This window comes from Microbacterium sp. UFMG61, from assembly GCF_015354505.1.
Taxonomy (GTDB): domain Bacteria; phylum Actinomycetota; class Actinomycetes; order Actinomycetales; family Microbacteriaceae; genus Microbacterium.
The window spans coordinates 39,174-65,065 of record NZ_JACAFP010000003.1 but is presented as its reverse complement, the minus strand read 5'-3'; the positions used below and the strand labels follow the sequence as shown (position 1 = coordinate 65,065).

Annotated in this window: 27 protein-coding genes; 11 read left to right on the top strand and 16 right to left on the bottom strand. The window is 69.3% G+C overall.

The window, feature by feature from the left end; genetic code table 11:
- Positions 1 to 46 precede the first annotated feature (46 nt).
- Positions 47 to 1,102 (bottom strand): phosphogluconate dehydrogenase (NAD(+)-dependent, decarboxylating), encoded by a 1,056-nt coding sequence (gene gnd / locus IXW21_RS04040; RefSeq protein ID WP_194762987.1) that lies wholly within the window; start codon positions 1,100 to 1,102, stop codon positions 47 to 49.
- Between the two features lie 218 nt (positions 1,103 to 1,320).
- Complete coding sequence (locus IXW21_RS04035) at positions 1,321 to 2,049, bottom strand: hypothetical protein (protein ID WP_194762986.1); 729 nt, start codon at positions 2,047 to 2,049, stop codon at positions 1,321 to 1,323.
- Between the two features lie 162 nt (positions 2,050 to 2,211).
- On the opposite strand from IXW21_RS04035, the gene IXW21_RS04030 reads away from it, so the two are divergent.
- On the top strand, positions 2,212 to 3,399 hold the full coding sequence (locus IXW21_RS04030; RefSeq protein ID WP_194762985.1) for a MalY/PatB family protein: 1,188 nt from the start codon (positions 2,212 to 2,214) through the stop codon (positions 3,397 to 3,399).
- 159 nt (positions 3,400 to 3,558) lie between these two features.
- On the opposite strand, the gene IXW21_RS04025 is transcribed toward IXW21_RS04030, so the two are convergent.
- The 4 genes from IXW21_RS04025 to IXW21_RS04010 are packed head-to-tail and all read right to left on the bottom strand — an operon-like array spanning position 3,559 to position 6,455.
- A complete protein-coding gene (locus tag IXW21_RS04025; RefSeq protein ID WP_194762984.1) occupies positions 3,559 to 4,317 on the bottom strand; it encodes an alpha/beta fold hydrolase in 759 nt (252 codons plus the stop codon).
- On the bottom strand, positions 4,317 to 4,844 hold the full coding sequence (locus IXW21_RS04020; RefSeq protein WP_194762983.1) for a PadR family transcriptional regulator: 528 nt from the start codon (positions 4,842 to 4,844) through the stop codon (positions 4,317 to 4,319). Before IXW21_RS04020 ends, IXW21_RS04025 begins: the two co-directional genes overlap by 1 nt.
- 52 nt (positions 4,845 to 4,896) lie before the next feature.
- Positions 4,897 to 5,442, bottom strand: a complete 546-nt coding sequence (locus IXW21_RS04015) for a hypothetical protein (RefSeq protein ID WP_194762982.1) — start codon at positions 5,440 to 5,442, stop codon at positions 4,897 to 4,899.
- Positions 5,443 to 5,489: 47 nt separating this feature from the next.
- On the bottom strand, positions 5,490 to 6,455 hold the full coding sequence (locus tag IXW21_RS04010; RefSeq protein WP_194762981.1) for a hypothetical protein: 966 nt from the start codon (positions 6,453 to 6,455) through the stop codon (positions 5,490 to 5,492).
- 320 nt (positions 6,456 to 6,775) lie between these two features.
- Here IXW21_RS04010 and IXW21_RS04005 point away from each other — a divergent pair, with 320 nt between their 5' ends.
- From IXW21_RS04005 to IXW21_RS03995, 3 genes are all read left to right on the top strand, one after another.
- Positions 6,776 to 7,795, top strand: a complete 1,020-nt coding sequence (locus IXW21_RS04005) for a G5 domain-containing protein (RefSeq protein ID WP_194762980.1) — start codon at positions 6,776 to 6,778, stop codon at positions 7,793 to 7,795.
- A 360-nt stretch (positions 7,796 to 8,155) separates the two neighbouring features.
- Positions 8,156 to 8,419 (top strand): type II toxin-antitoxin system Phd/YefM family antitoxin, encoded by a 264-nt coding sequence (locus tag IXW21_RS04000; protein WP_194762979.1) that lies wholly within the window; start codon positions 8,156 to 8,158, stop codon positions 8,417 to 8,419.
- Positions 8,416 to 8,802, top strand: a complete 387-nt coding sequence (locus IXW21_RS03995; RefSeq protein WP_194762978.1) for a type II toxin-antitoxin system VapC family toxin — start codon at positions 8,416 to 8,418, stop codon at positions 8,800 to 8,802. The genes IXW21_RS04000 and IXW21_RS03995 overlap by 4 nt, the downstream gene beginning before the upstream one ends.
- A gap of 23 nt (positions 8,803 to 8,825) precedes the next feature.
- On the opposite strand, the gene IXW21_RS03990 is transcribed toward IXW21_RS03995, so the two are convergent.
- The 3 genes from IXW21_RS03990 to IXW21_RS03980 all read right to left on the bottom strand — a co-directional run bounded on the left by IXW21_RS03990 (position 8,826) and on the right by IXW21_RS03980 (position 10,955).
- Positions 8,826 to 10,022 carry a MalY/PatB family protein gene (locus IXW21_RS03990; protein WP_194762977.1) on the bottom strand — a complete coding sequence of 399 codons (1,197 nt, stop codon included), beginning with the start codon at positions 10,020 to 10,022 and terminating at the stop codon, positions 8,826 to 8,828.
- A gap of 228 nt (positions 10,023 to 10,250) precedes the next feature.
- Positions 10,251 to 10,478 (bottom strand): DUF2188 domain-containing protein, encoded by a 228-nt coding sequence (locus IXW21_RS03985; RefSeq protein ID WP_194762976.1) that lies wholly within the window; start codon positions 10,476 to 10,478, stop codon positions 10,251 to 10,253.
- Positions 10,479 to 10,568: 90 nt separating this feature from the next.
- Complete coding sequence (locus tag IXW21_RS03980; protein WP_194762975.1) at positions 10,569 to 10,955, bottom strand: hypothetical protein; 387 nt, start codon at positions 10,953 to 10,955, stop codon at positions 10,569 to 10,571.
- A gap of 260 nt (positions 10,956 to 11,215) precedes the next feature.
- Here IXW21_RS03980 and IXW21_RS03975 point away from each other — a divergent pair, with 260 nt between their 5' ends.
- Positions 11,216 to 12,670: a serine/threonine-protein kinase gene (locus IXW21_RS03975; RefSeq protein WP_194762974.1), complete on the top strand. Its 1,455-nt coding sequence runs from the start codon at positions 11,216 to 11,218 to the stop codon at positions 12,668 to 12,670.
- A gap of 110 nt (positions 12,671 to 12,780) precedes the next feature.
- Here the strand turns inward: IXW21_RS03975 and IXW21_RS03970 are convergent, their stop codons facing one another.
- Complete coding sequence (locus tag IXW21_RS03970; RefSeq protein WP_194762973.1) at positions 12,781 to 13,245, bottom strand: VOC family protein; 465 nt, start codon at positions 13,243 to 13,245, stop codon at positions 12,781 to 12,783.
- Between the two features lie 100 nt (positions 13,246 to 13,345).
- Here IXW21_RS03970 and IXW21_RS03965 point away from each other — a divergent pair, with 100 nt between their 5' ends.
- The 4 genes from IXW21_RS03965 (at position 13,346) to IXW21_RS03950 (ending at position 17,775) form a co-directional block, all read left to right on the top strand.
- Entirely contained in the window at positions 13,346 to 14,290 is a 945-nt protein-coding gene (locus IXW21_RS03965; protein ID WP_194762972.1) for a helix-turn-helix transcriptional regulator, read from the top strand.
- A gap of 69 nt (positions 14,291 to 14,359) precedes the next feature.
- Entirely contained in the window at positions 14,360 to 16,693 is a 2,334-nt protein-coding gene (purL, locus tag IXW21_RS03960; protein ID WP_194762971.1) for a phosphoribosylformylglycinamidine synthase subunit PurL, read from the top strand.
- On the top strand, positions 16,690 to 16,833 hold the full coding sequence (locus tag IXW21_RS03955; RefSeq protein WP_194762970.1) for a hypothetical protein: 144 nt from the start codon (positions 16,690 to 16,692) through the stop codon (positions 16,831 to 16,833). Before purL ends, IXW21_RS03955 begins: the two co-directional genes overlap by 4 nt.
- Positions 16,834 to 17,067: 234 nt before the next feature.
- Entirely contained in the window at positions 17,068 to 17,775 is a 708-nt protein-coding gene (locus IXW21_RS03950) for a DUF2786 domain-containing protein (RefSeq protein WP_194762969.1), read from the top strand.
- A 70-nt stretch (positions 17,776 to 17,845) separates the two neighbouring features.
- Here IXW21_RS03950 and IXW21_RS18515 read toward each other — a convergent pair whose 3' ends face one another.
- Positions 17,846 to 18,418: a TetR/AcrR family transcriptional regulator gene (locus tag IXW21_RS18515; protein WP_194762968.1), complete on the bottom strand. Its 573-nt coding sequence runs from the start codon at positions 18,416 to 18,418 to the stop codon at positions 17,846 to 17,848.
- Between the two features lie 70 nt (positions 18,419 to 18,488).
- Here IXW21_RS18515 and IXW21_RS03940 point away from each other — a divergent pair, with 70 nt between their 5' ends.
- Positions 18,489 to 21,029, top strand: a complete 2,541-nt coding sequence (locus tag IXW21_RS03940; RefSeq protein WP_194762967.1) for an MMPL family transporter — start codon at positions 18,489 to 18,491, stop codon at positions 21,027 to 21,029.
- Between the two features lie 117 nt (positions 21,030 to 21,146).
- On the opposite strand, the gene IXW21_RS03935 is transcribed toward IXW21_RS03940, so the two are convergent.
- From IXW21_RS03935 to phnD, 5 genes are read right to left on the bottom strand one after another with little or no spacing between them, the layout of a single operon-like run.
- Positions 21,147 to 21,773 (bottom strand): TetR/AcrR family transcriptional regulator, encoded by a 627-nt coding sequence (locus tag IXW21_RS03935; RefSeq protein ID WP_323742159.1) that lies wholly within the window; start codon positions 21,771 to 21,773, stop codon positions 21,147 to 21,149.
- Positions 21,770 to 22,537, bottom strand: a complete 768-nt coding sequence (locus IXW21_RS03930) for a tyrosine-protein phosphatase (protein ID WP_194762966.1) — start codon at positions 22,535 to 22,537, stop codon at positions 21,770 to 21,772. The genes IXW21_RS03935 and IXW21_RS03930 overlap by 4 nt, the downstream gene beginning before the upstream one ends.
- A complete protein-coding gene (gene phnE, locus IXW21_RS03925) occupies positions 22,534 to 23,451 on the bottom strand; it encodes a phosphonate ABC transporter, permease protein PhnE (protein ID WP_228528157.1) in 918 nt (305 codons plus the stop codon). Before phnE ends, IXW21_RS03930 begins: the two co-directional genes overlap by 4 nt.
- Positions 23,438 to 24,370 (bottom strand): phosphonate ABC transporter ATP-binding protein, encoded by a 933-nt coding sequence (gene phnC / locus IXW21_RS03920; protein ID WP_323742158.1) that lies wholly within the window; start codon positions 24,368 to 24,370, stop codon positions 23,438 to 23,440. The genes phnE and phnC overlap by 14 nt, the downstream gene beginning before the upstream one ends.
- Positions 24,367 to 25,236: a phosphate/phosphite/phosphonate ABC transporter substrate-binding protein gene (gene phnD, locus IXW21_RS03915; protein WP_194762965.1), complete on the bottom strand. Its 870-nt coding sequence runs from the start codon at positions 25,234 to 25,236 to the stop codon at positions 24,367 to 24,369. Before phnD ends, phnC begins: the two co-directional genes overlap by 4 nt.
- 302 nt (positions 25,237 to 25,538) lie before the next feature.
- Here phnD and IXW21_RS03910 point away from each other — a divergent pair, with 302 nt between their 5' ends.
- Complete coding sequence (locus tag IXW21_RS03910; RefSeq protein ID WP_194762964.1) at positions 25,539 to 25,889, top strand: TraR/DksA family transcriptional regulator; 351 nt, start codon at positions 25,539 to 25,541, stop codon at positions 25,887 to 25,889.
- The last annotated feature ends 3 nt before the right edge of the window (positions 25,890 to 25,892 follow it).

Below are 25,892 nucleotides of genomic sequence, written 5' to 3'. Positions count from 1 at the left end.
AACGCGGATCTCCGCGGACCTCGCTCGGCGGACCGGGACAACTCGGTCAGTCGGACTCCGCCTTGCGCGCACCCGCTTCCAGCACGTCTCCGGCGGGCAGCTCCTGGTGTCCGCCGAACTGCAGGCGCATCGCCGACAGCACCTGGTTCGCGAAGTGATCTTCGTCGCGCGAGGCGAAGCGCTCGAACAGCGACGCCGCGAGCACCGGAACCGGCACGCCCACGTCGACCGCGGCCTTGACCGTCCAGCGACCCTCGCCCGAGTCGGACACCCGACCGGCGAGACCGTCGAGCTGCGGGTTCTCGGCCAGCGCGGCGGCGGTCAGGTCGAGCAGCCACGACGAGATCACCGAACCCCGGCGCCACAGCTCGGCGACCTTCGACGTGTCGATGGGGAACTGGTAGAACTCCGGCTCTTCGAGCGGGGCGATCTCGGCGGAATGCTCGGCCTCGCGCACCCCGGCATCCGCGTTGTGCAGCAGATTGAGGCCCTCGGCGATCGACGCCATGATGCCGTACTCGATGCCGTTGTGCACCATCTTCACGAAGTGCCCCGCGCCCGACGGACCGCAGTGCAGGTAGCCCTGCTCCTCCGGCGTGAGGTCCCCTGTGCGACCGGGCGTGCGCTCGATCTCGCCGACACCCGGAGCGATCGTCTTCAGCACCGGCTCGATGCGCTGCACGGCTTCATCCGGTCCGCCGACCATCAGGCAGTATCCGCGGTCGAGTCCGAAGACCCCGCCGCTCGTGCCGACGTCGACGTAGTGGATGCCGCGCTCCCGGAACGCCTTCGCCCGCCGCACATCGTCGCGGTAGTTCGAGTTGCCGCCGTCGATGAGGATGTCGCCCTCGTCGAGCACCTCCGCGACCTGGTCGGCGACGGTTCCGGTGAGCGAGGCGGGCACCATCATCCAGACGGCCCGAGGCGCCTCGAGCTTCGACGCGAGGTCGGCCATGGTGCTCGCGCCGGTGGCTCCCTCGGCGACCAGCGCCTGCACGGCATCCGCATTCACGTCGTAGACGACGCATTCGTGTCCGTCGCGCATGAGGCGGCGCACGATGTTGGCGCCCATCCGGCCGAGTCCGATCATCGCCAGCTGCATGAGATTCCCTTCGTCCCCGCCCCCGGTGAGCCGAGTCGGGGCAATCCTGGCACGCGTGCGGAGACGGCTCAATGGTGTGGCGCGGGTGTGCCCCCATGCCGCCCCCCCGATGCGGGGTCAATTGCGCACCCCCACAGCCGGCCCCGGATGCCGAAACGGCCCCGCACGCATCCCGCGCCCGATGTGGGCGCGCCGGGCATCCGAAGCCCGGCATCCGACTACCAGGCGACAGTGCCGCTGTCGTCGTGGATGAATGTCAGCGAGTGGTTGCCCCCGCTGCGATAGCCGGCCAGCATCAGCTGGCGCGCGCCGCGCATCCACGCCTTGCGTTCGGTGATGTACGGCGGAACCTCGGCCTCGCCGAGCAGTCCTGAGAAGTACTCGGCGAGCACTGCGCGCCGCTGCGGCAGATCGTTCACGACGACACCGGCAGGATGAAGTCCCGCGCCCAGGTCGACGGCGAATGAGATGCGACCCGGACGCTCGTGCACGAGCGGCGTCCGGATCAGCCGCTCGGTCGGATGCATGATGCCTGCTCCGTCCCCTGCGGCCCAATCCGCGAACGGCACACCCGACATCCAGGCGACGACTGCTGCGCCGACGGATTCGAGGGACCGCTGCGGGCGAGCCGTCACCGTGACGATGTCGTCGACACGCAGCTCGCAGATGAACGGACCCGAGCTGTAGGCCTTGTCGGTGCCCGTGGGCTTTCCGAGCGTCCTCGAGATCACTGTGCGCAGCTGCCGGCCCAATCGGGCGGAGTCCTCGGAGTGCTGAAGTCGCAGCGATCTCAGGTCGTCGGCCCGCGGGCGGGGAGAGTGCTCCAGCCCCTCTTCGAGGGCGATCGCCCGCATCCGCTCGATGTCGTATTCGGCAACCTCGCTCAGCCGTGCGAGTGCCGCGGGAAGTCGGGCCGAGAGCTCGTCGCCGGTATACGCATCCGCCATCGCCCCATCGTATCGACGCGATCCCGCCGGTTTCTCGGCGGGGCGCGACAGGTGCAGGCTCAGATCACGGATGCAGGCCCGATCCGCCGTTCTCGGCATGCGTGTGTGATCGGGGCATGCAGGTGCGGGCCTCGACACCCCACCGGGTGAAAGGATTGAGTCATGACATCCGGCGCCTTCGACCAGCTGACCGAACAGGACCTGCGAAACGCCGGCAGCCTCAAATGGACCACCTTCCCCGACATGATCGGGGCTTTCGTCGCCGAGATGGACTTCGGCCTCGCGCCCGCGATCAGCGGGGCACTGAAGGATGCTCTCGACCTGGGCGTCACCGGCTACCTGCCCGAGAAGCTCGCGAAGGACCTCTCCGCAGCGGCATCGCGCTGGTACTCCGACTCGTACGGATGGGAAGTGCCCGCCGACCGCATCCACCACGTTCCCGATGTGATCGCCGCGTTCGAGCTGGCGATCGAGAACTTCACGACTCCGGGGTCCGCCGTGATCGTGCCGACTCCCGCCTACATGCCATTCCTGATCGTGCCGCCCATGCACGACCGCCGGGTCATCGAGGTGCCGAGCATCGAGGTCGACGGCCGCTGGGTCATGGACCTGGATGCCGTGGCGCAGGCGCTCCGCGACGGCGGCGAGATGCTGGTGCTCTGCAACCCGCACAACCCGCTCGGTACCGTGGCCACCCGCGACGAGCTGCTCGCAATCGCGGCGGTCGTGACGGACGCCGGCGGCCGGGTGTTCTCCGACGAGATCCACGCGCCCATCGTCTACGCGCCGGCTCAGCACATCCCCTACGCGTCGGTGTCTGCGGATGCTGCCTCGCACACCCTCACCGCGACTTCGGCCTCGAAGGCCTGGAACCTCGCCGGCCTCAAGTGCGCGCAGGTCATCCTGTCGAACGACGCGGATGCCGAGCTCTGGGAGAGCCTCGGGTTCTGGGCAGGACACGGCACCTCGACGCTCGGCGTGATCGCCAACATCGCGGCCTACACGGGCGGACGCGACTGGCTCGACGGGGTCGTCGACTACCTCGACGGCAACCGGCGGATGCTGGCGCAGCTGGTCGACGAGAATCTGCCGGGCGTGCGGATGATCGTGCCGGAGGGCAGCTACATCGCGCTGCTCGACTTCCGCGAGACGGGACTCACGGGTGACCTCGGTGAGTGGTTCCGTGAGCACGCGGGCGTCGCGATGACGGACGGCGCCGCGTGCGGCGAGGCCGCGATCGGATACACGCGCTTCGTGTTCGCGCTGCCGCGGCCGGTCATGATCGAGGCGGTCGAGCGCATCGCCCGAGCGCTGGGCGAACGGGCTGTCGCCGCGTCACCCGTGGCGTAGCTCCCGCGCCACGGCCCCTGCGGGGTCGATTCTCTACCCGCGTGCCCGCCGAGCGGGGCCAGTTCCGCACCCGCGGCCCCGAGCGGGGCCAGTTCCGCACCCGAATCAGCCGTGTGCGGTGCGAAAGCGACCCCGCCCGGCTCACCCCACGAGCCGGCGTCAGACCGACGGCACCGCATCCCGGTCGACGAAGTCGACGATCGTCCGCGTGAACAGATCGGCATCCTGGATGCTCCACACGTGCCGCATCCGCGGAGCGATCCAGGTGCGGGTCTGCGGCATCGCCAGGGTGAGCGCCGGGAACGCCCGTGCGACATCCCGGGGCTCCCGCTCGCCCGCGATCGCGAGCATCGGCCCGGCGTAGTCGAACCGGCCCGGAGGCATCGACCCGTCGAAGATCTCCCCGTACATCGCGTGCGCCGTCTGCGCGCTCACGCCCATGCCGGCGGCGATGAACTGCTCGCGCGCGTCGGCGGGGATCCGGAACATCGCCGCCTGCATCCGCCAGAACCATCGCCGGTCCCAGGCACGCAACTGCAGCTCGGCCACACGGCGCTGCATGCCGTCGACGCCCACCATCATCGCTCCGGTGACCATGCATGAGCGCACGAGATCGGGATGCCGCGCAACCAGATGCACCGCGATGACCGCACCCATCGACAGACCGACGACGTGGGCCCGACCGTCGACGGCCCGCTCGCGGATGATCGACGCGATGTCGTCGGCGGCTCCCGCCAGGCCCGGCCAGGCCTCATCGGATCGCGCGTCGAAGCCGATGATGTTCGGCGTGATCACGTGGCGACCCGCGAGGCGTGCGACCTGCGGCTCCCACATCCAGCTGCCGACGTTGCCGCCGTGTAGCAGGATGATCGATTCCCCCGCACGCTCGCCGTGCTCGATCGGGTAGTCGAGGTTCATCACGAGCCCTCGAGGTCCGAGACCGATGCGCGCGTCGCGCGGAGCCAGGCCAACTCCGCCTCGCCCTGCCGGATGCCGGCATCCAGCGTCGCCGCGCGCAGCACCGCCCCCAGGTCTCCGCTCGCCGCCGGCAGTGCGCGGAGCTGGTCGAGGGCGGCGCGCACCGCCGCCTCTCGCTCGTCGAGCAGCTGCAGAACGCCCTCGACGCCGAGCGGAGCGGCGAAGAACAGCCGAGCGAGGAACGGCTCCTTGGGCTTCAGCACCTCGAGCGGCGTGCCCAGCCACTCGGCCAGCTCCGCCCGCCCGCCGTCGGTCAGCGAGTGCACGCGCCGATCGGGCTTGCCCTGCTGCGGGATGGTCTCGGTCTCGATCGCACCGTCGGCCTCGAGCCGGTCGAGCGTGCGATAGATCTGCGACTGGTCGGCATTCCAGAAGTGAGCGACAGACCCGTCGAACGCCCGACCGAGGTCGTATCCGCTCTGCGGAGCGATGTCGAGAAGGCCGAGCACGGCGTGACGGAGCTGCATGGTTATATATGACCACACATATATAGGACGATGCAAGTATGAAGAGCGGGTTTCAGTCCTCAGCGGACTCCTCGCGCTCGAACCACGCCGCACAGAGACCGGACTCTCCGGCCTCTCGGAAGACCGGATCCTCCCAGTCGAGAGAGAGGGGAGAGCTCCAGCCGGGGAACATCTCGGGTCGCTCGGCCACGGCCTCGTTCACGCGCGCGAGCAGGTGATCCGCCTGGGCGACATCGCCGGCGTCGACCGCCGACCACGCGGACAGCAGCACGGCGCATCCCCACCATGCGTAAGCGACATCGTCTCCCCATGAGGTGCTCATCGCGAATCCCGTTTCCGGAGCCTCCGCGGGGAACCCGTACCCCGCCGGCATCTCGTAGGGAAAATCCGTGATCGCGCCGGGCCACCGCGAATCGCGATAGGCGTTCGACGTCGACCCGTCATTCGAGGGAGCGGACGGAGTGGAAGTGACCTGAGCCGGACTCGGCGACGGCGGTTGCGGCGGACCAGCCTCGCCGGTCGGCGTGCAGGCCGCCGAGACGGACACGATCAGGGCGGCGCCGAGAACGGCGACCCAACCACGCGAAGAACTTTGCATGGTCTGATCCTGGCAGGAGGTACTTCCGCGCGCTGCGATGGGCGCGCTCATGCGGATTCGCGGCCGGTCGCGCGCTGCGGAACGGAGGCCGGATGCCCTCGCTCGACCTCGCGTCGGCCGTTCCGCCCGACCAGCATCCGCACGATCGTGCCGGCGATCGCGATCGCCAGCGCAACGACGACCGTCAGCACGCCGTCTTCTGCGAGCAGTGCCGGGAAGATCCCGACGCCCTGGGCGACCATCTCGGGGAAGTCGCCCAGGATCAGCCGGAACCCGAGCGCCGACAGGATCGACATCAGCACCGCCGGCAGCAGCCACAGAACCAGCAGCGACGCCGCCCAGACGAGGAGTCGCGGGAGCGGACGCACTCCGCACCAGACGAGCGCGAGGCCGACCACGATCGCGGGAACCCACTGCACCACGGCAGGAAGGAACACCGGCGGGAAGACTTCGCCCGTGAACGCGAGGAACCACCGTCCGATCCATTCGCCGAAGGGCACTGCGGCGAGCGCGACGCCGAAGGCGGCGACGCCCGCAGACCGGTGTGAGGTCATCCAGAACGCGAGCTGGGCGAGGGCCGCGACGACGACTGTGCCGCCGAGCAGTCCGGCGAGGTAGATGACGGCCTGGGGGTCGGAGCCGAGGGCGAGTCCGGATGCCGTCATGCCGAAGCTCTCGACGATCGCGAGCACGTGCACCGCCAGCACCCCGAGGGCTGCGGGCCATGCGGCGATCGTGCGACTGCGCGCGGCGATGCGCAGCGTGAGGCCCGCGAAGACGCCCCCGAGCAGCACGATGGAGAACAGCACGATCACGTAGTACTGACTCACCGGCAGCAGCACCAGCGGCATGTCGTCGGGCATGGTCGAGAGCACCCAGAGGTTCTGCAGCGGCAGTCGGGCCCCGCCGAGGATCCACGGCAGGAGTCCCAAGACGCCGCCGCCGACCCCGATGAGGAACGGCAGCAAGCGTGAGGGCGGCGTCGCCGCGTGGGCGGCGGTGTCGGCAGTCATGACAGTCAGGCTGGCACAGGATGCCGGATGCGGCGGTGAACCGCGAGCGGGTCGTGTCGCGGGCCGGGAGCCGGATCGAGGCCCCTCTCCCGGCGCGAGGCGCGGTAAGCCGGGGCCACAAACGCACCGGCCCATCTGTGCGGGGTCACTAGCGCACCGCTACAGGCCCATTCCGGTGGTTCATCGCCCCCGCACGCATGACCAGTCACGCCCAGCGCGATTGAATCGTTACTTGTCCGGTGCGTCTCGTAACCGATATACAGGTCGAGGCGCTCTGGGGGCGCCGGCGATTCGTCGCCTCATCGTCGAGGGGAACCTTCATGTCTCAGCCGCCTGCCGCGTGGCATCCCGATCCCGAGAACCCGAACCAGCTGCGCTGGTGGGACGGACATCAGTGGAGCGCAGCCACCGCGCCGTCACCTGCGGCGGCGGCGACGTCGCAGCTGCATCAGCATCCTGCGCCCGCCGCTGAACTGACTCCCGTGAAGCGCCGCACCGGATGGCGCATCGCCGGGGTCATCGCGGGATCGCTCGTGGTCGGCAGCATTCTCGGGCGATTCGCTCCCGTCGTGATGATCTTCGCAATCGTCGCGGCGATCATCGTGGCGCTGTTCGTGCTGCTGGTCAGGCCGGCTCCCGCCCTCGGACTGCGGTCGCGCTCGTCGGGATTCGTCGCTCTCGCCGTCGCCGCGCTGCTCGTGACCAGCGGCGGCATCGCGAGCGCCAGCACGGGCACGGCGACGCCCACGGCATCCGAGGCTCAGACGTTCGCGACGCTGCCGACGGCCACCGCCACCGCGACGCCCTCGACCTCCCCGACGCCGACTCCCATTCCGACGACCTTCCAGACGGCGACCGAAGAGGTGCTCGTGCCGTTCGAGGCGACCACCACCGACGATCCGAACCTCGACCAGGGCGCGACGGCACTGGTCGCCGCCGGCGTCGACGGGCTAAAGGTCATCACCTACCGTGTGACCGTCGTGGACGGCGTCGAGACCGCGCGCGAGATCGTCAGCGAGGTCATGCAGACCGCACCGGTGAACGAGGTCACGGCGATCGGCAGCAAGGCGCCCGCTCCTGCGCCCGTCGCGTCGGCACCGGCACCGGCACCCGAGACCGTTCCTGCGGCCCCGGTTCCGGCCGCCCCGGTCCCGGCGGTGCCCCAGCCCGGTGGATGCGACCCGAATTACGCGGACGCCTGCGTGCCCGTCGCGAGCGACGTGGACTGCGCGGGCGGCAGCGGTGACGGTCCCGCGTACGTGCAGGGACCGGTGCGGATCGTCGGGTCAGACATCTACGACCTCGACCGCGACGGAGACGGCATCGCCTGCGACAAGTGACGGCGGATACCGAGACGCACCCTGCGGTGCGGTGCGGGCAGAGTGATGCGGTGCAGTACGGGGCACGGGGATCAGGTCGTCACGCGTAGGCCAAAGATGCACCGCCGACACCATGCGTGGCCACAAGCGCACCCTCGCGGGCGTGCGGGGTCGATAACGCACCGCCAACGGCCGGATGCGGTACTTCATCGACCTCGCACGAATCATCACCCCGGGGTGAGGGCGATTCCGGATGCCGAGTGGGTTCCGGCATCAGCCGAAACCCACTCCATTCACCGTTGACATCGGTCGTGGTCAGCGAATGACGCGAAGCCGGTGGTTGATCTACTACTTCTACTAGTTCGAGCGTAGAATCGGAGAATGGCCACGGTGTCGAAGACTGAGCTGAACCAGCAGACCGCGAAGGTCCTCGCTCGCGTGGCCGCGGGCGAACGCCTGACCATCACCGATCGGGGCCGCCCGATCGCCGAGTTGAGCCCCCCGTCGCAGAACCCGTGGGAGCGGCTCGTGTCATCCGGTCGCGTCTCTCTGCCGACGAAGACCGGCGCGCCCCTGACGCCCCCGACGACCGCCGACCGCACCACCCGAGAGATCCTGCACGATCTCCGGAGCGATCGCCTTTGATCTATCTCGACACGTCCGCAGCAGCCAAAGCACTCATCGAGGAGGACGGAAGCGATGCGGTGCGCCAAGCCTTTGCCGACGGCGTCCCCTTCGTCTCATCACGACTCCTGGCCGTAGAGCTGCACGCCGTCGCCGACCGCCGCTCGGTCAGTGCCGAAGCGGCGCAGGAACTCCTCGACAGGGTCGCTCTTGTCTCGCTCGCCGACGACACCCTCACACGCGCGGTGGACATGCACAGCGGTCTGCGCACCCTCGATGCGCTGCATCTCGCGACAGCGATCGAGATCGGAGACGCGCTCTCGAGCATCCTCACGTTCGATGTCGAGTTCGCCGCGGCAGCGACTCGACTCGGCATCCCGGCATCGTCTCGCGTTCCGGCGTAGCGACTCCGTCGGCCTGAGCGACCTCAGCGCGACGCGAGCGCATCCCCCATCGCGGCGAATGCTTCGCGCAAGATCGGCCGCGGCGTCGCGAACACGACTCGCACGAAGTCCTCGTACCCACGCCCGAGCAGCGCCCCCTCGGTGAGCACGACACCCGCGTGCTCGCGGAAGAACGCGGCTGGCGGTCCGTCGATCTCGAGCGCACTCGTGTCGATCCAGCCGATGTAGGTGGCCTCCGGCTCCCGGTACACCGCGCCGGGCAGATGCTCGGCGACCAGCGCACCGAGCGTGCGTCGCGACTCCGACAGGTAGTCGAGCACACCGTCGAGCCACGGCTTGCCCTCGCGATACGCGGCCGTCGAGGCGACCACGCCGAGCGTCGCGGCGCCGTGCTGCACCGAGAACCCGAAGCGACGGTAGAGCTGCTGATCGGCGTCGTTCGAGGTGATCAGCTGGGCGGTCTTGAGCCCCGGGATGTTCCACGCCTTCGAGGCGCTCGTGCCGGTGACGGTGTGCGCGGCTGTCGCCTGCGACAGCGAGGCGTACGGGATGAAGGGGCGGCCGTCGAAGCGCAGCGGCGCGTGGATCTCGTCGGCGAACACGCGCCCGCCGTGCCGCTCGACGATCTCGGCGAGCGCCTCGAGTTCGGATCGCTCGACGACGGTTCCGGTCGGATTGTGCGGGTTGCAGAGCACGAGGGTGCGAGCACCGGCGGCGAATGCCTCGTCGATGCGCTGCACGTCATGATGCCAGCGCACTCGACCGCTCGGATCCTGGACCTCGACCCCGGGCACCTCGATGACCGGATGCCCGATGGCTGGAAGATATGTCAGAAACGGCATATATGCCGGAGTCGGCACGATCACGGGCGACCCCGCAGGCGCATACTCCTCGACGGCGACACGCAGTGCGGCCATCACGTCGGACACCGGGTGCACGCGCTCGGGATCGATGGACCAGTCGTACTCGTTCTGCATCCAGCCTGCCGTGGCCTCACCGAGCCGCGCCGCCAGGGGCGGCGACAGATAACCCAGGTTCTCCTCGCCGATCGCGCGGTGCATCGCCTCGGCGATCACGGGCGCGACCCCGAAGTCCATCTCGGCGACCCAGGCACCGATGTGCCCGGGATGCAGACTCCACTTGCGGCTCTCGGGCCGGTCGAGGTCGAACCTCGTGCGGGAATCGAACGGATGCCGTGCGGCGGCGAAGTCGAAGGCCATGTCGAGCGGCTCTCAGTCCGCGAACCGACATCGAGCGGCGGCACCCACGCTGCGCATGCTCGTGGAGCCACTCGTCACGGTCGAGATCTCAGACACGGCAACTCCTTCACATCGCGAGCTTCCACCCTAGAGACGGCGACGCTTCCGCGGCGATTCTCGTGTCGATGCATGACGGGCGGATGCCGAGGCAGTGGCCCCGTTCGGCCCGTTCTCGCCGGGCAGCGGGCCTCAGTTCATGAGGTCGCGCGGATGCCAGTCGTGCAGGTTCCCGGTATCCGACGGCCCCTCTTCCGTGCGCACCGTGTGCACGACCTGACGTGCGGCAGCTGCTCCCCGTCCGACCCGGACCGCCTCATCTTCGGTCTCGAAGCTGGAACCCAGCGTGCGGGATTCGCCTTCGATGCGGTTGAACCAGATCCCGTCTCGCTGGAACGTCTCGATGTCACCTGCGGCCATGCCACGTCCTTTCGATCTCCCTCTTTTCTACGTGAGGCATCGGACACTCAGGAGGGCCTTGACAGCGTTCGCTGCCGGCGCCCGCGCGCCTCATCGAGGTGCGGACGCCTGAGATGCACGGCGCGCGATGCCAGTGCGCGAGAGCCGGATCGCCGAGTTCGCGTACGCCGCACCGATCACCAGCAGGACGAACACAGCGACGTTGCCCGGCACCTCCAGGGGCGGCGACCACGTGCTGAAGAACGAGAAGGCCGCCTGAGCCAGGAATGCCGCGAAGAGGAGCGCACTGGCGAGAGGGGTGGCCGTCATCCGCCACCACGGCCGCGGAGCAGTCGACTCCTGTGCACCACGGAATGTCCGGGCCGAGAAGATCACGAGCGCAGTCATCGCGAGGATCATCCAAGCGGCCCCCCACCAGGGGGTCACCACCGTCAGCGCCACGCCGATCATCGGCATCAGGACCACCGCGACGACCACGATGCCAGTCTGAGTCGAGGGGGCGGATATCCGCATGGAGACTCCGTTCGGTTCTCGGCGTTCGACACCGAGCGTAGCCAGGAGAGGTCGTGGTCTCCACCCCTGCAGGGTCGTCGTCAACGCCTACCGGAATGAAAGACGCCCGACGCCTCCCGACGACTTTCACCGTTTCACGCTCGCGTCAACCCCGATGACGACCCCGACACTGAGACGTAGATTGATCTGATGCATCACCCGGATGCAGCCATGAGGAGCGCTCGATGACGCTGGAAGTGATGTCGCCGACCGCGGCACTGCTCGATGGGCGATACGTGCTGCACGATCGCGTCGGCAGAGGCGGAATGGCGACCGTCTATCGCGCCGAGGACTCGCACCTCGGCCGCACGGTAGCTATCAAGATGATCCACGAGGGCGAGGGGCCGATCGCATCGATCGAGCGCGCCCACACCGAGAAGGCGCTGCTGGCCTCGCTGAGCCACCCGTCGCTCGTGACCCTGCACGACGCGCAGCTCGCGCCCGGACGACCTCAGTATCTGGTGATGGAGTTCGTCGACGGTCCGACGCTCGCCGAACGTATGGCCGCGGGACCGCTGCCGCCCCGCGACGTCGCCCGCATCACCCGTGACCTCGCCGAGGGGCTGGCCGCCGTGCACGCGGCCGGGATCGTGCACCGTGACGTCAAGCCGTCGAACGTCTTGCTCGCCAAGGGACGCACCGGACGACCGATCGCGGCGAAGCTCGCCGACTTCGGCATCGCCTGCTCCGTCGAGAACCCCCGCCTGACGACGCCGGGCATCGTGCTCGGCACCCTGACCTACATGGCGCCCGAGCAGCTGCGCGATCTCGATCCCGGCACGCCGGTCGATGTCTTCGCCCTCGGACTCGTCGTTCTCGAGGCCCTGACCGGAGAGCCCGGATACCCGTCGCTCATGTCCGGCCGCGCGGCGGCGATCGCCCGGCTCGCAGAACCTCCGGTGATCTCGGAGACGGTTCCCGAGGAGTGGCGCGACCTGCTCGCACGCATGACCCGACTCGAGCCGAGTGAGCGTCCGGCGGCAGATGAGGTCGCGCGGGCTGCGCGGAGCCTGCTGCGCGGATACTCCGCGAACAGCCAGGGGACGGCGGTCGCTGCGGCGGCGGCGGCGATCGTCGCTTCCGCCGGGACGACTCCTGCGCTGGCGGAGGCCTCCACTGCCGCGGCGGCGGCGCAGGAGACGGGAACGACGGCGCAGGAGACGGCCGTGATGCCGCAGTCGGATGCCGCGGCGATGCCGTCGCCCCGCACTGGATCCGCATCCACCGGCGCGACAGCGGTTCTCCCCACCGCCGACGACACCCCCGAGGCCGATGCCACCTCGCCTCGGTCGAGCGCCGGTTCCCGCACCCGCACCCGCGTGATCGCCGGTGCCGCCGGGCTGGCCGCGACCGGAGCGCTCGTCGTCGGACTCGCCGCCTTCACCGCACCGGCATCCGACATCGGTCGCGTCGCCTCGGGCGCGCTCGTGCGCACCGCGTCGGTACCTGCCGACACCGCGCCTGCGGAGGCCCCTGCGGCTCCCGTCGAGGTGGTCAGCGACCCGGGCAACTCCGGGAACAACGGGAACAACGGGAACAAGGGGAACAACGGGAACTCCGGAAACAACGGGAACTCCGGAAACAACGGGAACTCCGGAAACAACGGCAAGGGCGGCAACGGCAACTCCGGCAAGAACTGAGCCGCACCGCCCCCGTTCACGATTCAGCACCAGACGTCGAGAATCGCCCCCGTTCAGCCGTTTCGGCCCGATCCGACGACATTCATGCTGAATCGTGAACCGCGACCGGCTCAGCCCGCGTGCGCAGCCCGCACGTCGAGCACCCAGGTCACGCCGAACCGGTCGGTCAGCATCCCGAATCCGGGCGACCACGCCGATGCCGCGAGCGGCTCGACGATCGACCCGCCGTCGGCGAGAGCATCCCAGTATCCGGTCAGCTCATCGAGCGAATCGGCGCGCAGTGACTGGAAGAACGTGCGGTCGGTCACGGTCGCACCGTTCTCGCGCGAGGTCGTCCCCGCGGTCGCGGCGTGGTCTTCGGATGAGCCCGGGATGTCGTAGGCCATGAGCCGGAAGCCCTCGGCGTTCTCGACCTGCCCGAACACGACCTTATCGGCGCCGGGCACCCCGGCCGGCATCCCGAAGTCGCCGTAGGTCGCGACGGTCACCTCGCCGCCGAAGACGGCTCCGTAGAACTCGAGCGCCTGGCGAGCGGTGCCACGAAAGTTGAGGTGGGTGGTGGTTGCGATGGTCATGATCTCTCCTCGATCGTCGTGCGGCGGATTCGCCGCCGATGACCACACTCACAGCAGAAGCGGACAGTTTCGGTCCTCTACCTGACGCAGAATGGATGCCATGACAGGCAGCTCTTCGCGCATGCTCGCCCTGCTCTCGCTGCTGCAGACGCAGCGCGACTGGCCGGGGCAGGTGCTCGCCGACCGCCTCGACGTCACGCCCCGCACGGTGCGACGAGACATCGACCGCCTGCGCGAACTGGGCTACCGGATCAGCGCGATCAAAGGCCCGGATGGCGGATACCGCCTGGCCGCGGGCTCCGAGCTTCCTCCTCTTCTGTTCGACGACGAGCAGGCCGTCGCGATCGCCGTCGCCCTGCAGAGCGTGCCCGCCACCGGGATCGACATCGACGAGGGCGCGGCTCGTGCGCTCGCCACCGTGCGGCAGGTCATGCCGTCGCGCCTGCGGCACCGGGTCGACGGCATCCGCTTCACCGGCGTCGAGAACGAGACCCGGGTGGATCCCGCGGTGCTCGAAGCGGTCAGCGCCGCAGTGCGCGACCGGCACGTGCTGCGCTTCGACTACGGCGAAACCCACGACCTCCCGGCCCGGCGCACCGAGCCGCACGCCGTCGTTGCCCGCGAAGGCCGCTGGTACCTGCTCGCCTGGGATCTCGAGGCCGACGACTGGCGCACCTTCCGGCTCGATCGCATGGCGCCGCGCATCCCGACTGGCCCCGCCTTCCCGCCCCGCGAACTGCCCGCCGCCGACGCACAGACCTACCTCGCGGCTCGCGCGAAGGGGTCGGATGCCGGCGATCGCTGGCCCTGCATCGGCGAGCTCGTGCTCGAGGTGCCCGCCCGCGAAGCCGCGCGATGGATCGGACGCGACGGCGCCGTCGAGCCGATCGACGACACCTCCTGCCGCGTCACAGTAGGTTCGTGGTCGTGGATCGGCATCCTCGCGTCGATCGCCCGCTTCGACGCCCCGTTCCGCGTGGTCGGTCCGCCCGCTCTGGCGGACGCCGCCCGCACCCTCGCAGCCCGGCTCGGCGCTGCATCCTGAGCGGCCATCGCCCCCGGCATCCCCCGGTAGACTGGCCATGCCCCGCCGGCCCCTCATCTAGGAGTGCGCGTGACCACCGCCCCTGCACCTGCCCACAAGCACGTCCCCGACTCCGTCGAGAACGCCACCGCGACTCCCGAGAAGGAGCAGCCGTACGCAGCGCTGGGCCTCAAGGATGACGAGTACGCCCGCATCAAGGAGATCCTGGGCCGCCGCCCGACCTCCGGTGAGCTGGCCATGTACTCCGTCATGTGGTCGGAGCACTGCTCGTACAAGTCGTCGAAGAACTACCTGCGCCGCTTCGGCCAGAAGGTGTCCGACGAGATGAAGGAACGCCTGATGGTGGGCATGGGCCAGAACGCGGGCGTCATCGACGTCGGCGAGGGCTGGGCCGTCACCTTCAAGGCCGAGTCGCACAACCACCCGTCGTTCATCGAGCCGTTCCAGGGTGCCGCGACCGGCGTCGGCGGCATCGTCCGCGACATCATCTCGATGGGCGCGCGCCCGGTCGCGGTCATGGACGCCCTGCGCTTCGGCGCGATCGACCACCCCGACACCGCCCGCGTCGTGCACGGTGTGACCAGCGGCATCAGCTTCTACGGCAACTGCCTGGGCCTGCCGAACATCGGCGGCGAGACGGTCTTCGACTCCGTCTACCAGGCCAACCCGCTCGTCAACGCGCTCGCGGTCGGCGTGCTCCGCCACGAAGACCTCAAGCTCGCCAACGCCACCGGCGTCGGCAACAAGGTCGTGCTGTTCGGTGCCCGCACGGGTGGCGACGGCATCGGCGGCGCCAGCATCCTGGCATCCGACTCGTTCGACTCCACCGGCCCGACCAAGCGCCCTGCGGTGCAGGTCGGCGACCCGTTCGCCGAGAAGGTGCTGATCGAGTGCTGCCTCGAGCTGTACCGCGACGAGCTCGTCGAGGCCATTCAAGACCTGGGGGCCGCCGGCATCTCGTGCGCGACCAGCGAACTCGCGGCCAACGGCAACAGCGGCATGAAGGTCTCGCTCGACAACGTGCTGCTGCGCGACCCGTCGCTCACGGCTGAGGAGATCCTCATGTCGGAGTCGCAGGAGCGCATGATGGCGATCGTCGCCCCCGAGAAGCTCGACGCGTTCCTCGCGGTCGTGAAGAAGTGGGACGTCGAGACGTCGGTGCTCGGTGAGGTCACCGGCGACGGCCGCCTCGTCATCGACTGGCAGGGCGAGCGCATCGTCGACGTCGACCCCTCGACCGTCGCGGTCGACGGCCCGGTCTACGACCGCCCGGTCGCGTACCCGACGTGGATCGACGCGCTGCAGGCGGATGCCGCCGAGAAGCTGCCCCGATCGAACGACCCCGAGGTGCTGCGCGAGCAGTTCCTGAACCTGGTCGCCTCGCCGAACCTCGCCGACACCCGCTGGATCACCAACCAGTACGACTACTACGTGCTCGGCAACACGGCCCTCTCGTTCCCCGATGACGCCGGCATGATCCGCGTCGACGAGGAGTCGGGCCTCGGCTTCGCGATCTCGACCGACGCCAACGGCCGCTACTGCCAGCTCGACCCGTACGCGGGCGCACAGCTGGCACTCGCCGAGGCGTACCGCAACGTCGCCGTCACCGGCGCCGTGCCGACCGCGATCACCGACTGCCTGAACTTCGGCTCCCCCGAGAACCCCGAGGTCATGTGGCAGTTCGGGCAGACCGTCGACGGCCTGGCAGACGGATGCTACGAGCTCGGCACGCCGGTCACCGGCGGAAACGTCTCGTTCTACAACCAGACCGGCGACGTGCCGATCCACCCGACCCCGCTCGTCGGCGTGCTCGGCATCATCGACGACGTCTCGCGCCGCATCCCCTCGGGGTGGCAGGACGAGGGCCAGAACATCTACCTTCTCGGCACGACCTCGACCGAGCTGTCGGGTTCGGCGTGGGCCGAGACCGTGCACCAGCACCTCGGCGGACTGCCCCCGAAGGTCGACCTCGCCGGCGAGAAGCGCCTCGCGGGTCTGCTCGGCGCCGCCCGTGACGAGTGGCTGATCTCGTCGGCGCACGACGTGTCGGAGGGTGGCCTCGCGCAGGCTCTCGCCGAGGGAGTCTCGCGCTTCGGCGTCGGCGCGCGCGTCTGGCTGAACGAGATCATCGAGCGCGACGGCGTGGATGCGGCATCCGCGCTGTTCTCGGAGTCGACCGGTCGCGTCATCGTGACGGTTCCCCGTGAGGACGACGTGAAGTTCCGCGGGCTCTGCGAAGGCCGGAACTACCCGGTGATGCGCATCGGTGTGACCGACAGCGAGGGCGACAAGCTCGAGGTGCAGGACGTCTTCACCGTTCCGATCGCCGAGATCCGCGAGCGCTCGCAGGCCACGCTTCCCGCCGCCTTCGGCCCGACCGTCTCGGAGCCGGTCGGCGCATGAGCGGCGACGGCCTGAGCGAGGACTACGGCGACCTCGGCGAGCGACGCAACCGGCGCATCCGCATCGTCGCCTGGACGGTCATCGTGGCACTGATCCTCGGTGGCGGCGGCGCGACGGTCCTGACGCTCCTCTTCGGCTGAGACCCCGAGCCCGCCCACCTGGGCCCCTGAGCCNGTCGAAGGGCCCNNCCCCCGGGAGTCCCCGAGCCCGCCCATCTGGGTCCCTGAGCCTGTCGAAGGGCCCGGCCACACGCCGGCGTCCTCTCCTGCACCGGCATCCGTGATCTGGGTTCGTCCACACACCCCGGAATTCGGCCTTGCAATGTAGGTACCCCCGCGAAGGATTCACGGCATCACGAACCCAAGGGGGATGCCATGACCGAAGCCAAACTCGACCTCATCGCCAAGCTGCTCGCCAAGGCCGAGAGCACCACGCCCGAAGAGGCCGAGGCTCTGACCGAGCACGCCGAGCGACTCATCGTGAAATACGGGATCGAACAGGCGCAGATCGACGAACGGCGGGGGCGACTGGGCCAGACGAAGGAGCAGATCGTCACAGAACGGATGCTGTTCCGCGGCGTCTACGCCAAGGATCTCCGCGAGATCGGCATCGGCGTCGCCAGCGCGCTCGGGGTCGTGCGGCCGCTTCTTGCCGAGTATCCGCCGATCGCGGGCCTGCTGCTGGTCGGGCACGAATCCGACGTGCGCCAGGCGCAGACGCTGACAGCCAGCCTGGAGGTGCAGGCGATGGTCGCGATGCGCAGCTGGTGGCTCGAGCACCGCCACTTCTACGTCGAGCAACGCGAAGGGGTGAAGCGGCGTGCTCGCAGCGGGTTCCTCCGCGGATTCGCGGCGGGCGCCATGAGTCGCATCGCCGAGAGCAGACGCGCCGTCATCGACGAGAGCGGCGCCGGCACCGAGCTCGTGCTCGTCTCGCGAAGAAGCCGGGTGGATGCCGCGGTCGACGCGCTGGCGACGAAGTCAGCCCGAGCGCGACGCGGCGCAGATGCGACATCGTTCGCATTCGGGCACCGATCAGGCCTGGACGCGCGGACAGGAGGTCAGGCGGCGGTCGCGGGATGAAGCGGTGGCGCGGTGGCGCGGTGAGGCAGTCGCGGGATGAAGCGGTGGCGCGGTGGCGCGGTGAGGCGGACTATCGGGAGAACAGGTAGCGGCTCAGCTGCACGATCGACTCGGGATCGTGCTCTTCTCGGCCGAGCGACTCGACGATGATCGCGCCGAGGATCGCTCGTCCGAGCTGTTCGACAGGAGCGTCCTCCGCGAGCTGCCCGTCACGGATGCCGCCGCGCAGTCGCTGCGTCAGGTACTTCTCGACGCCCAAGCTTTCTCCGAGATGGGCGCCGACCCCGGCATCCTCGGTGGCCGCCGCGACAAGGGATCGCAGCAGGGCGCCTCCCTCGGGCGCTTCGAGGATCGAGAGCACGCTGCGCAGCCAGGTCTCGACGTCGGCGGCGAGGTCTCCGGTATCGGGGACGATGAAGTCGACGGGGATCAGACGCCCCTCCGCAAGGCACTCGCCGATCAGGGCTCCGCGCGACGGCCACCACCGGTAGATGGTCTGCTTGCCGACGCCGGCCTCCTTCGCGATGCCCTCGATCGTGAGCCTGTCGTACCCCTGGTTGTGGAACAGACGCGACGTCGCGTCGAGAATCGCCTCGCGCGCAGCCGTGCTGCGCACGGGTCCGCTCCGATGCTCGTTCACCACCCGTTCAGGATAACCACAGAACGCTAGACGATACGCACCGTATGATCTAGGAGTCTGAAGGAGATGATTCGTGGCTTCACTGCTCTACCGTCTGGGTTCCCTCGCTGCGCGCAAGGCGTGGACGGTGATCGTCTCGTGGATCGTGATCCTCGGCCTGGGGGTCGGCGCGTTCCTCACTCTCGGCGGCACGCTGAGCAACAGCTTCGACATCCCGGGCACCGCCTCGGGCGCAGTCACCGACCAGCTGGCCGAGAAGCTGCCCGACACCGCCGGCGGAACGGGCACTGTGGTCTATCAGACGACCGACGGCTCGGCCTTCACCGATGAGCAGAGGCAGCAGATCGCTGAGCTCGCGGCGAGCGCAGAAGACCTCGACGGCGTGGCCTCGGTCGTCGACCCGTTCGACGCCCAGCAGCAGCAGGCAGACCAGGCGCAGCAGCTGGCGGACGGCGAGTCACAGATCGCCGACGGTCGCATGCAGCTGGATGCCGGCCAGGCCCAGCTCGACGCCGGGCGTGCTCAGCTCGACGCCGGTCTCGAACAGCTCACCGCCGCGCGTTCCCAGGCCGACGCAGGCGGCGCTCCCGCCGAGCAGCTCGCCGCCCTCGATGCGCAGCTCTCCGCACTGAACGTCCAGCTCGCCGAGGTCGACGCGCAGCAGAAGACGATCGACGACTCGCGCGCCGAGCTCGACGACAACGCCGAGCAGGTCGAACTCGGCTCGACGCTCCTCGACCTCACGAACGGCATCGGCGTGGTGTCCGACGACGGTGCCACCGCGATCGTCAACGTCTCGTTCGAAGATCCCCGCCTCGAGCTCTCCGAAGAGGTCAAGCAGGGCACGATCGAGCACTTCGAGTCGTCGCCGATCGACGGCGTCGAGGTCGACTTCGGCACCGACATCGCGCAGGGCGTCCCCGAGATCTTCGGCGTGGGCGAGGCCATCGGGCTCGCGTTCGCCGCTGTCGTGCTGATCGTGATGCTCGGCACGCTGATCGGCGCCGCCCTCCCGATCGTCACCGCCGTCGTCGGCGTGGGCGTCGGCGTGACCGCATCCCTCGCCTTCTCGGGTGTCGTCGACATGGCATCCGTCACTCCGGTTCTCGGAGTGATGCTCGGCCTCGCGGTCGGCATCGACTACTCGCTCTTCATCGTGAACAGGCACCGCAAGCAGCTGCTCAACGGTGTTCCGGTTCGCGAGTCCATCGGCCTCGCCACGGGCACCTCGGGCACCGCGGTCGTGTTCGCCGGAGCCACGGTCATCGTGGCACTGCTCGCGCTCAATGTGACGGGTGTGCCGTTCCTCGGACTCATGGGCACCGTCGGCGCGGTCTGCGTCGCGGTCGCAGTGCTGGTCGCCATCACGCTCGCGCCCGCGGTGCTCGGCCTCGTCGGCACCCGCCTGCTCAGCGGCAGGGCCCGCGCGACGATCGGACAGCCCCACGCTGCGGGCAAGCCCGTGAAGCAGATGTCGACGCTGCGCGCGATCGTCACCGTGCTCGTCAGCGTGATCGCCCTGCTGATCGTCGCTATCCCGTCGATGTCGATGCGCCTCGGCCTCCCCGACGGCGCGAGCGAGCCCTCGGACTCGACCAGCTACCGGGCGTTCCACGTCGTCGACGAGCAGTTCGGCGAGGGCGCGAACGGGCCGCTGCTCGTCACCGCGACGCTCGACGACGCGGTCAGCGACGACGATCTGCTCGCCACCCAGGTCGAGGTCGCGCAGAAGATCTCCGACCTGGATGACGTCGTCGCGGTCGCCCCTGTCGCGGCATCCGACGACAACACCCTGCTGGCGTTCCAGGTGCTTCCCGCCGAGGGCCCCAACAGCGCGTCGACCGAGAGGCTCGTGCAGGACATCCGGGCTCTGCCGCAGCTCGACGGCGGCATCACGCTCGGCGTCGCCGGGCAGGCCGCGACCAACATCGACATCTCCGAGGCGCTCGCCGGAGTGCTGCCGATCTACCTCGTGGTCGTCGTCGGACTCTCGCTGCTCATCATGATCGTCGTGTTCCGCTCGCTGCTCGTGCCGATCATCGCGACCGGTGGCTTCGTGCTCTCGCTGTTCGCGACCTACGGCCTGATCGTCGCGGTCTTCCAGTGGGGATGGGGCGCCGACCTCATCGGCCTGCACAGCACGGGGCCGATCCTGAGCTTCCTGCCGGTGATCCTCGTCGGCATCCTGTTCGGGTTGGCGATGGATTACCAGCTCTTCCTCGCCTCGGGGATGCGCGAAGCCTACGTGCACGGAGCCTCGGCACGGGATGCCGTCGCCCAGGGCTTCCGCGCCGGCCGGTCGGTCGTGATCGCGGCAGCCCTCATCATGGTCTCGGTGTTCGGCGGGTTCATCTTCTCGGAGTCGACCATCATCCGCTCGATCGGCTTCGGCCTCGCCTTCGGCGTGCTGCTCGACGCCTTCGTCGTGCGGATGCTGCTCATGCCGGCACTCATGCACCTGCTCGGCCGGTCGGCCTGGTGGCTGCCACGGTGGCTCGACCGCATCCTCCCGAACGTCGACATGGAAGGTGCAGCGCTCGAGCGCGACCACCCCGGCGTACGGACGGATGCGGTGCCGGTCGTCGCGAACGCCGAGAAGCCCGCGAAGCACTGACGCACCTGTTGGGCGGAGAACTCCGCGTCGGGCGGATCTCTGTCGAAGAAGGCTCCGCCCAACAGGGAGAACTCCGCCCGACAGCACCCTGACCGGCGCTCGGGGTTCGCGCCCGGATCAGGCAACCATCCCGCGCCAGACCACCTCGACGGCGGACCGCAGTCGAGCCGCGACCGCCGGGTCGTCCATCCGGTCGCCGCGTACGACGATCTGGTAGTACGCGGTACCGGCGATCGCGTCGAAGCAGGCCTCGACATCGAGATCGGCCCGCAGCTCGCCGCGCTCGATGCCCGAACGCAGCGCGTTCAGCAACGGCACCCGACGCCGTGACACATGCGACTGCCAGTAGGCCTTCTGCAGCGCCCGGTCGGACATCACGAGGCGGATGCGCTGCCGGAACCGCTCCTCCGAATAGCCCGAGACCGCGAGCGCGACGCTGCTGCCGCCCAGACCGAACCCGTCGATGAGCGCGTCTCGAAGGTCCACGTCGTCCGGGTACTCCGGCGGGATCGTGCGGCCGACGTCGAGCGCCGCGGCGATCAGCGTCGTGAGTGACGGCCACCGACGGTACAGCGCGGCGCGACTCACCCCGCTGCCGGCGACGACGCGGCTGACCGTCACGTCCTGCCCCGCATCGATGATCTCGAGCGTCGCAGCGACGATCTGCCCGTCCATCTCCTCATCGCGTGGCCGACCGGGGCGGCGGCGAACCGCTGCCCCGGCATCCACCTCGGCGACCGTCACGCGGCGAGCGCCCGCTCACGCAGCCGGCTGATCGTCGCATCCGACAGTCCAGCCGCCCGCAGCGGCGCGAGGGCATCGCCGTGCTGCGCGCGAAGCGTGTCGAGCAGCGTGCGCATCGACACCTCCATCGAGCCTTCGAGCAGCGACGACGTCGACGCGACGGCGTCCGCGTCGACGCCGAGCGCCTTCCACATCGCGCCCATCACGGGAGCGGTGCGCTGCATGATCGCGACCATGTTGTCGCCGGTCAACGCGTAGTCGGCGACGATGTCGTCGTCCGCCGCGCCGAGGGCCAGCAGCAGCATGGCCGCGAGTACGCCCGTGCGATCCCGCCCGGCCGCGCAGTGGAAGGCCGCGACCCCGGGGGTGTGGGCGATCACGTTGAGAGCGGTGACGAGCTGCGGCGCCGCGACCTCGACCATGCGCAGGTACATCTGCCCCATCGCATCGTGGCTGAGCTCCGTCGCGCCTTCACCCATCGAACGACCGACATCCGCGATCAGCGGCAGGTGGTGGTACGCGACCGGGTAGTCGGCGAGCGGCCCGCGCCCGGTGACCGACACCTCCAACGGAGAGCGCAGATCGATGACGGCGGTGAGTCCGGCGGCGACGAGCTGAGACGCGATGTCGGTCGTGACGTACGCGAGGTCATCCGTGCGGATCGCGAGACCCTCGCGCAGCTCGCCCCCGGCGATCGGGATTCCGCCGAGGTCGCGCAGGTTGACGGGGGCGCTGAGCACCAGGTCGATGTCGGCGATGGTCATGTGATTCTCCTTCGGATGAGGGCACTGCCCTGGTCGATCAGCGTGACGAGCACGATGATGCAGATGATGATGGCGCTGAGGTGGCCGTAGTCGTACATGCGCATCGCGGTGGTGAGCTCGAGACCGATGCCACCGGCGCCGACCAGGCCGAGGATGGTCGCGCCACGCACGTTGCCCTCGAACAGCAGCAGTGTGTACGAGGTGAGCAGCGGCGCGCTCTGCGGCAGGATGCCGTATTGGATGACCTGCCTCTTCGAGGCTCCGACCGCTTCCATGGCGACGACGGGTCCGCGGTCGACCTGCTCCATGGCCTCGGCGAAGATCTTGCCGATCGACCCGATGGACCCGAGGGTCATGGCCAGGATGCCGGCGAACGGACCGAGTCCCACGGCCGAGACGAACATGAGCGCGAAGACGAGATCGGGCACCGAGCGGATGATTTTCATCACCCACCGCGTCGGGTAGTAGACCCATTTCGGTGCGATGTTCGACGACGCCCCGAACGCGGCGAACAGCGAGAGCACGGCACCGAGCACCGTGCCGACGACCGCCATCTGGAAGGTCTCGAGCAGCAGCGCGAGGATGATGCCGATCTTCGAGAAGTCCGGCGGGAACAGGCGCGACAGGAACTCGCCCATGTTGACCGCGCCGTCGCCGAGCTTGATGAAGTCGAACCCTGCGCCGTTGAACGACCAGATCAGGATCAGCGCGGCGATCGGGAGTCCGATGAGGAACCTCGCCCGCGGCACCCGGAAGGCACGCTCGAGACGCGAGCGCTCCGCGGCGTCGAGCGCGGGGCGGGTCGTCGGACGGTCTTTCCGGGGGTCAGCGGGAGCCTCCCCGGCGGAGCTCGGGTCAGTCGAGCCGGCCCCGGCGGACCGCGGCCCGGAGAAGTGCGGGTCAGTGAGCGTCATCGTCATGCTCCTCGTCGTCGTAGAGCGGCTCGAGTGCCGCGGCATCCAGCTGCGAGGTGACGCCGGAGACCAGCATCCGCCCGTGCCGCAGACCGATGATGCGGTCGCTGTGCGCGAGCGCGAGCGGCAGCACGTGCAGGCTGACGAGCACCGGGATGCCGTCTTCGGTGGCGATCTCGCGCAGCAGCTCGAGCACGATGTCGGCGAGCTTCGGATCGAGCGATGCGACGGGCTCGTCGGCGAGGATCACCTTCGGTTGCTGCATGAGCGCGCGGGCGATCGCGACGCGCTGCTGCTGTCCGCCCGAGAGCGAGCGGGCGGGCTCGCCGGCCTTATGGGCGATGCCGACCCGGTCGAGCAGCTCGAGCGCGCGGCGACGGTGTGCGCTCGAGAAGCCGCCGATCATGTTGATCGCGCCCGCTCCGTGCAGGGCACCGGTGAGCACGTTCGTCAGCACGCTGAGCCTCGGGATGAGGTTGAACTGCTGGAACACCTGCCCGACGTCCGACCGCAGGGTGCGGAGCTCGCCCCGCGCGAGATTCGTGACGTCGTGGCCCGCGACCCGCACGGATCCGGCCGAGATCGGTGCGAAGCCGGTGAGGCTGCGCATCAGCGTCGACTTGCCCGAACCGGATGCTCCGAGCAGTGCGACCATCTCGCCCGGGAACAGGTCGAGGTCGACGCCGTCGAGCACCGTCGTCGTGTCGTACGCGACGCTGAGGTCGCGCACGGTCACGAGCGGCAGGGCCTGGCGCAGTTCGGCGGTGGGGGGCGTCGCAGCATCCGCCACTGCATCCGTGGTCGGAAAACCCAGACCATCGGATGCCGTTGCGGCGCGTCGCGACGCGGCACGCCGTGCGGCGGACGCACCGTCTGGGTTTTCCGACGATGCGAGGGCGGTGGGGGCAGGACTCGTCACTTCAGGTCCTTGAGCTCGACGCCGGCCACCGCGGCGATCTCGGCGAAGGACTCGAACGACGAGGACTCGGGGTCGGTGGTCTGCTCGGCGGCGGCGAAGGAGCCGTATGCTCCGAGGCGCTCGGCGTTCTCGGGCGAGAAGACCTCGGCGATGCCGTCCTGGATGACCTTGCGCGTCTCCGCATCCAGCGACTGGCGACCGAGCACCGCACCCTGAATGTCCATCGCCGGGCTCTCGCCGACCGCGCGCCACTCGCCATCGGCGAACGGGAACATCGGCGCGCCGAGCTCGGTCAGCATGACGGCGGTGCAGGCGGCATCCACCTGTCCCTGCTCGAGCGCCGCGAAGCTGCCCTCGTGTCCACCCGCGAAGATCGCCTCGTAGTCGGTGCCCTGCTCGAGGCCTGCCTCATGCAGCATGTACACCGGCATGAAGTACCCCGAGCTCGACGCCTGGTCGGCGAAGGCGACGGTCGTGCCCTCGAGGTCCTCGACGGTCTGGATCGGCGAATCGTTCAGCACGACGCAGGTCGAGACGGGCTTGCCGTCACCCTGGAACGCGACGAGTGCGTCGACCTCGCCCGTGTTCACGGCGAGCGCCGAGGGGAAGCCGCTCATGATGCCGATGTCGACGTGGTCGGCGCGGATGGCCTCGACGACGCTCAGGTAGTCGGGCACGTCGGTGATCTCGGCGAAGACCTCGACGGGGTTCTCGGCCGTGGGGTCGTCGCCGACCGGAAGGGTCGCGATCGTGATCGGAGCGTTCGGGTCGGCAGGAGCCGCTTCGGCGGACGGGCTCTGGCAGCCGGTCAGGGCGAGGGCGGCGACGCCGAGGAGGCCGACGGCGGGCAGGGTGAGGCGGCGCATGATGACCTTTCGGGAGGAGACGTTCCCGAATTCCGAGAACACGGGTATTCCAACTCGCGAAGGTGACAGGCAATTACGAGACCGCCGTACTCGAAACGGAACGCTGGATGAACGGCTGGTGACGGCGGTCGGGTCTGCCGGCACGGATGGCTGCTCGGATCCCGGACGCCTGCGGAGAACCGTGATCCTCGACAGCCATCCGGGGTTCGATCAGCCGTCCGAGCTCGATCCACGCGGTCGCACGCAGGGAATGCGGATGCCACCGCCCCCCGAGTGTCGGCGCCCGGGCCTAGAGTGTGCGGATGACGTCGGATGCTCGTGCACTCCTCGAACGCCTGCGCGCGCAGGCGAGCGATCGCGTCGCATCGACCGCGGCGACTCTCGCCGAGCTCACCCACGATCGCGAAGGCTCGAACGACGACGACGAGCACGACCCCGAGGGCGTCACGCTGTCGTCGGAGTGGTCACGCCTGACCGGGCTCGCCGAGGCCGCGGCATCCGAACTGCAGCAGGTCGACGACGCGATCGCCCGACTGGATGCCGGCACCTACGGCGTCTGCGCGCACTGCGGCCGGCCGATTCCCGCCGCTCGCCTCGAGGTGCGCCCGTTCGCCACGCACTGCGTCGCATGTGCCGAGAGGCTCGGCCTCTGAGGG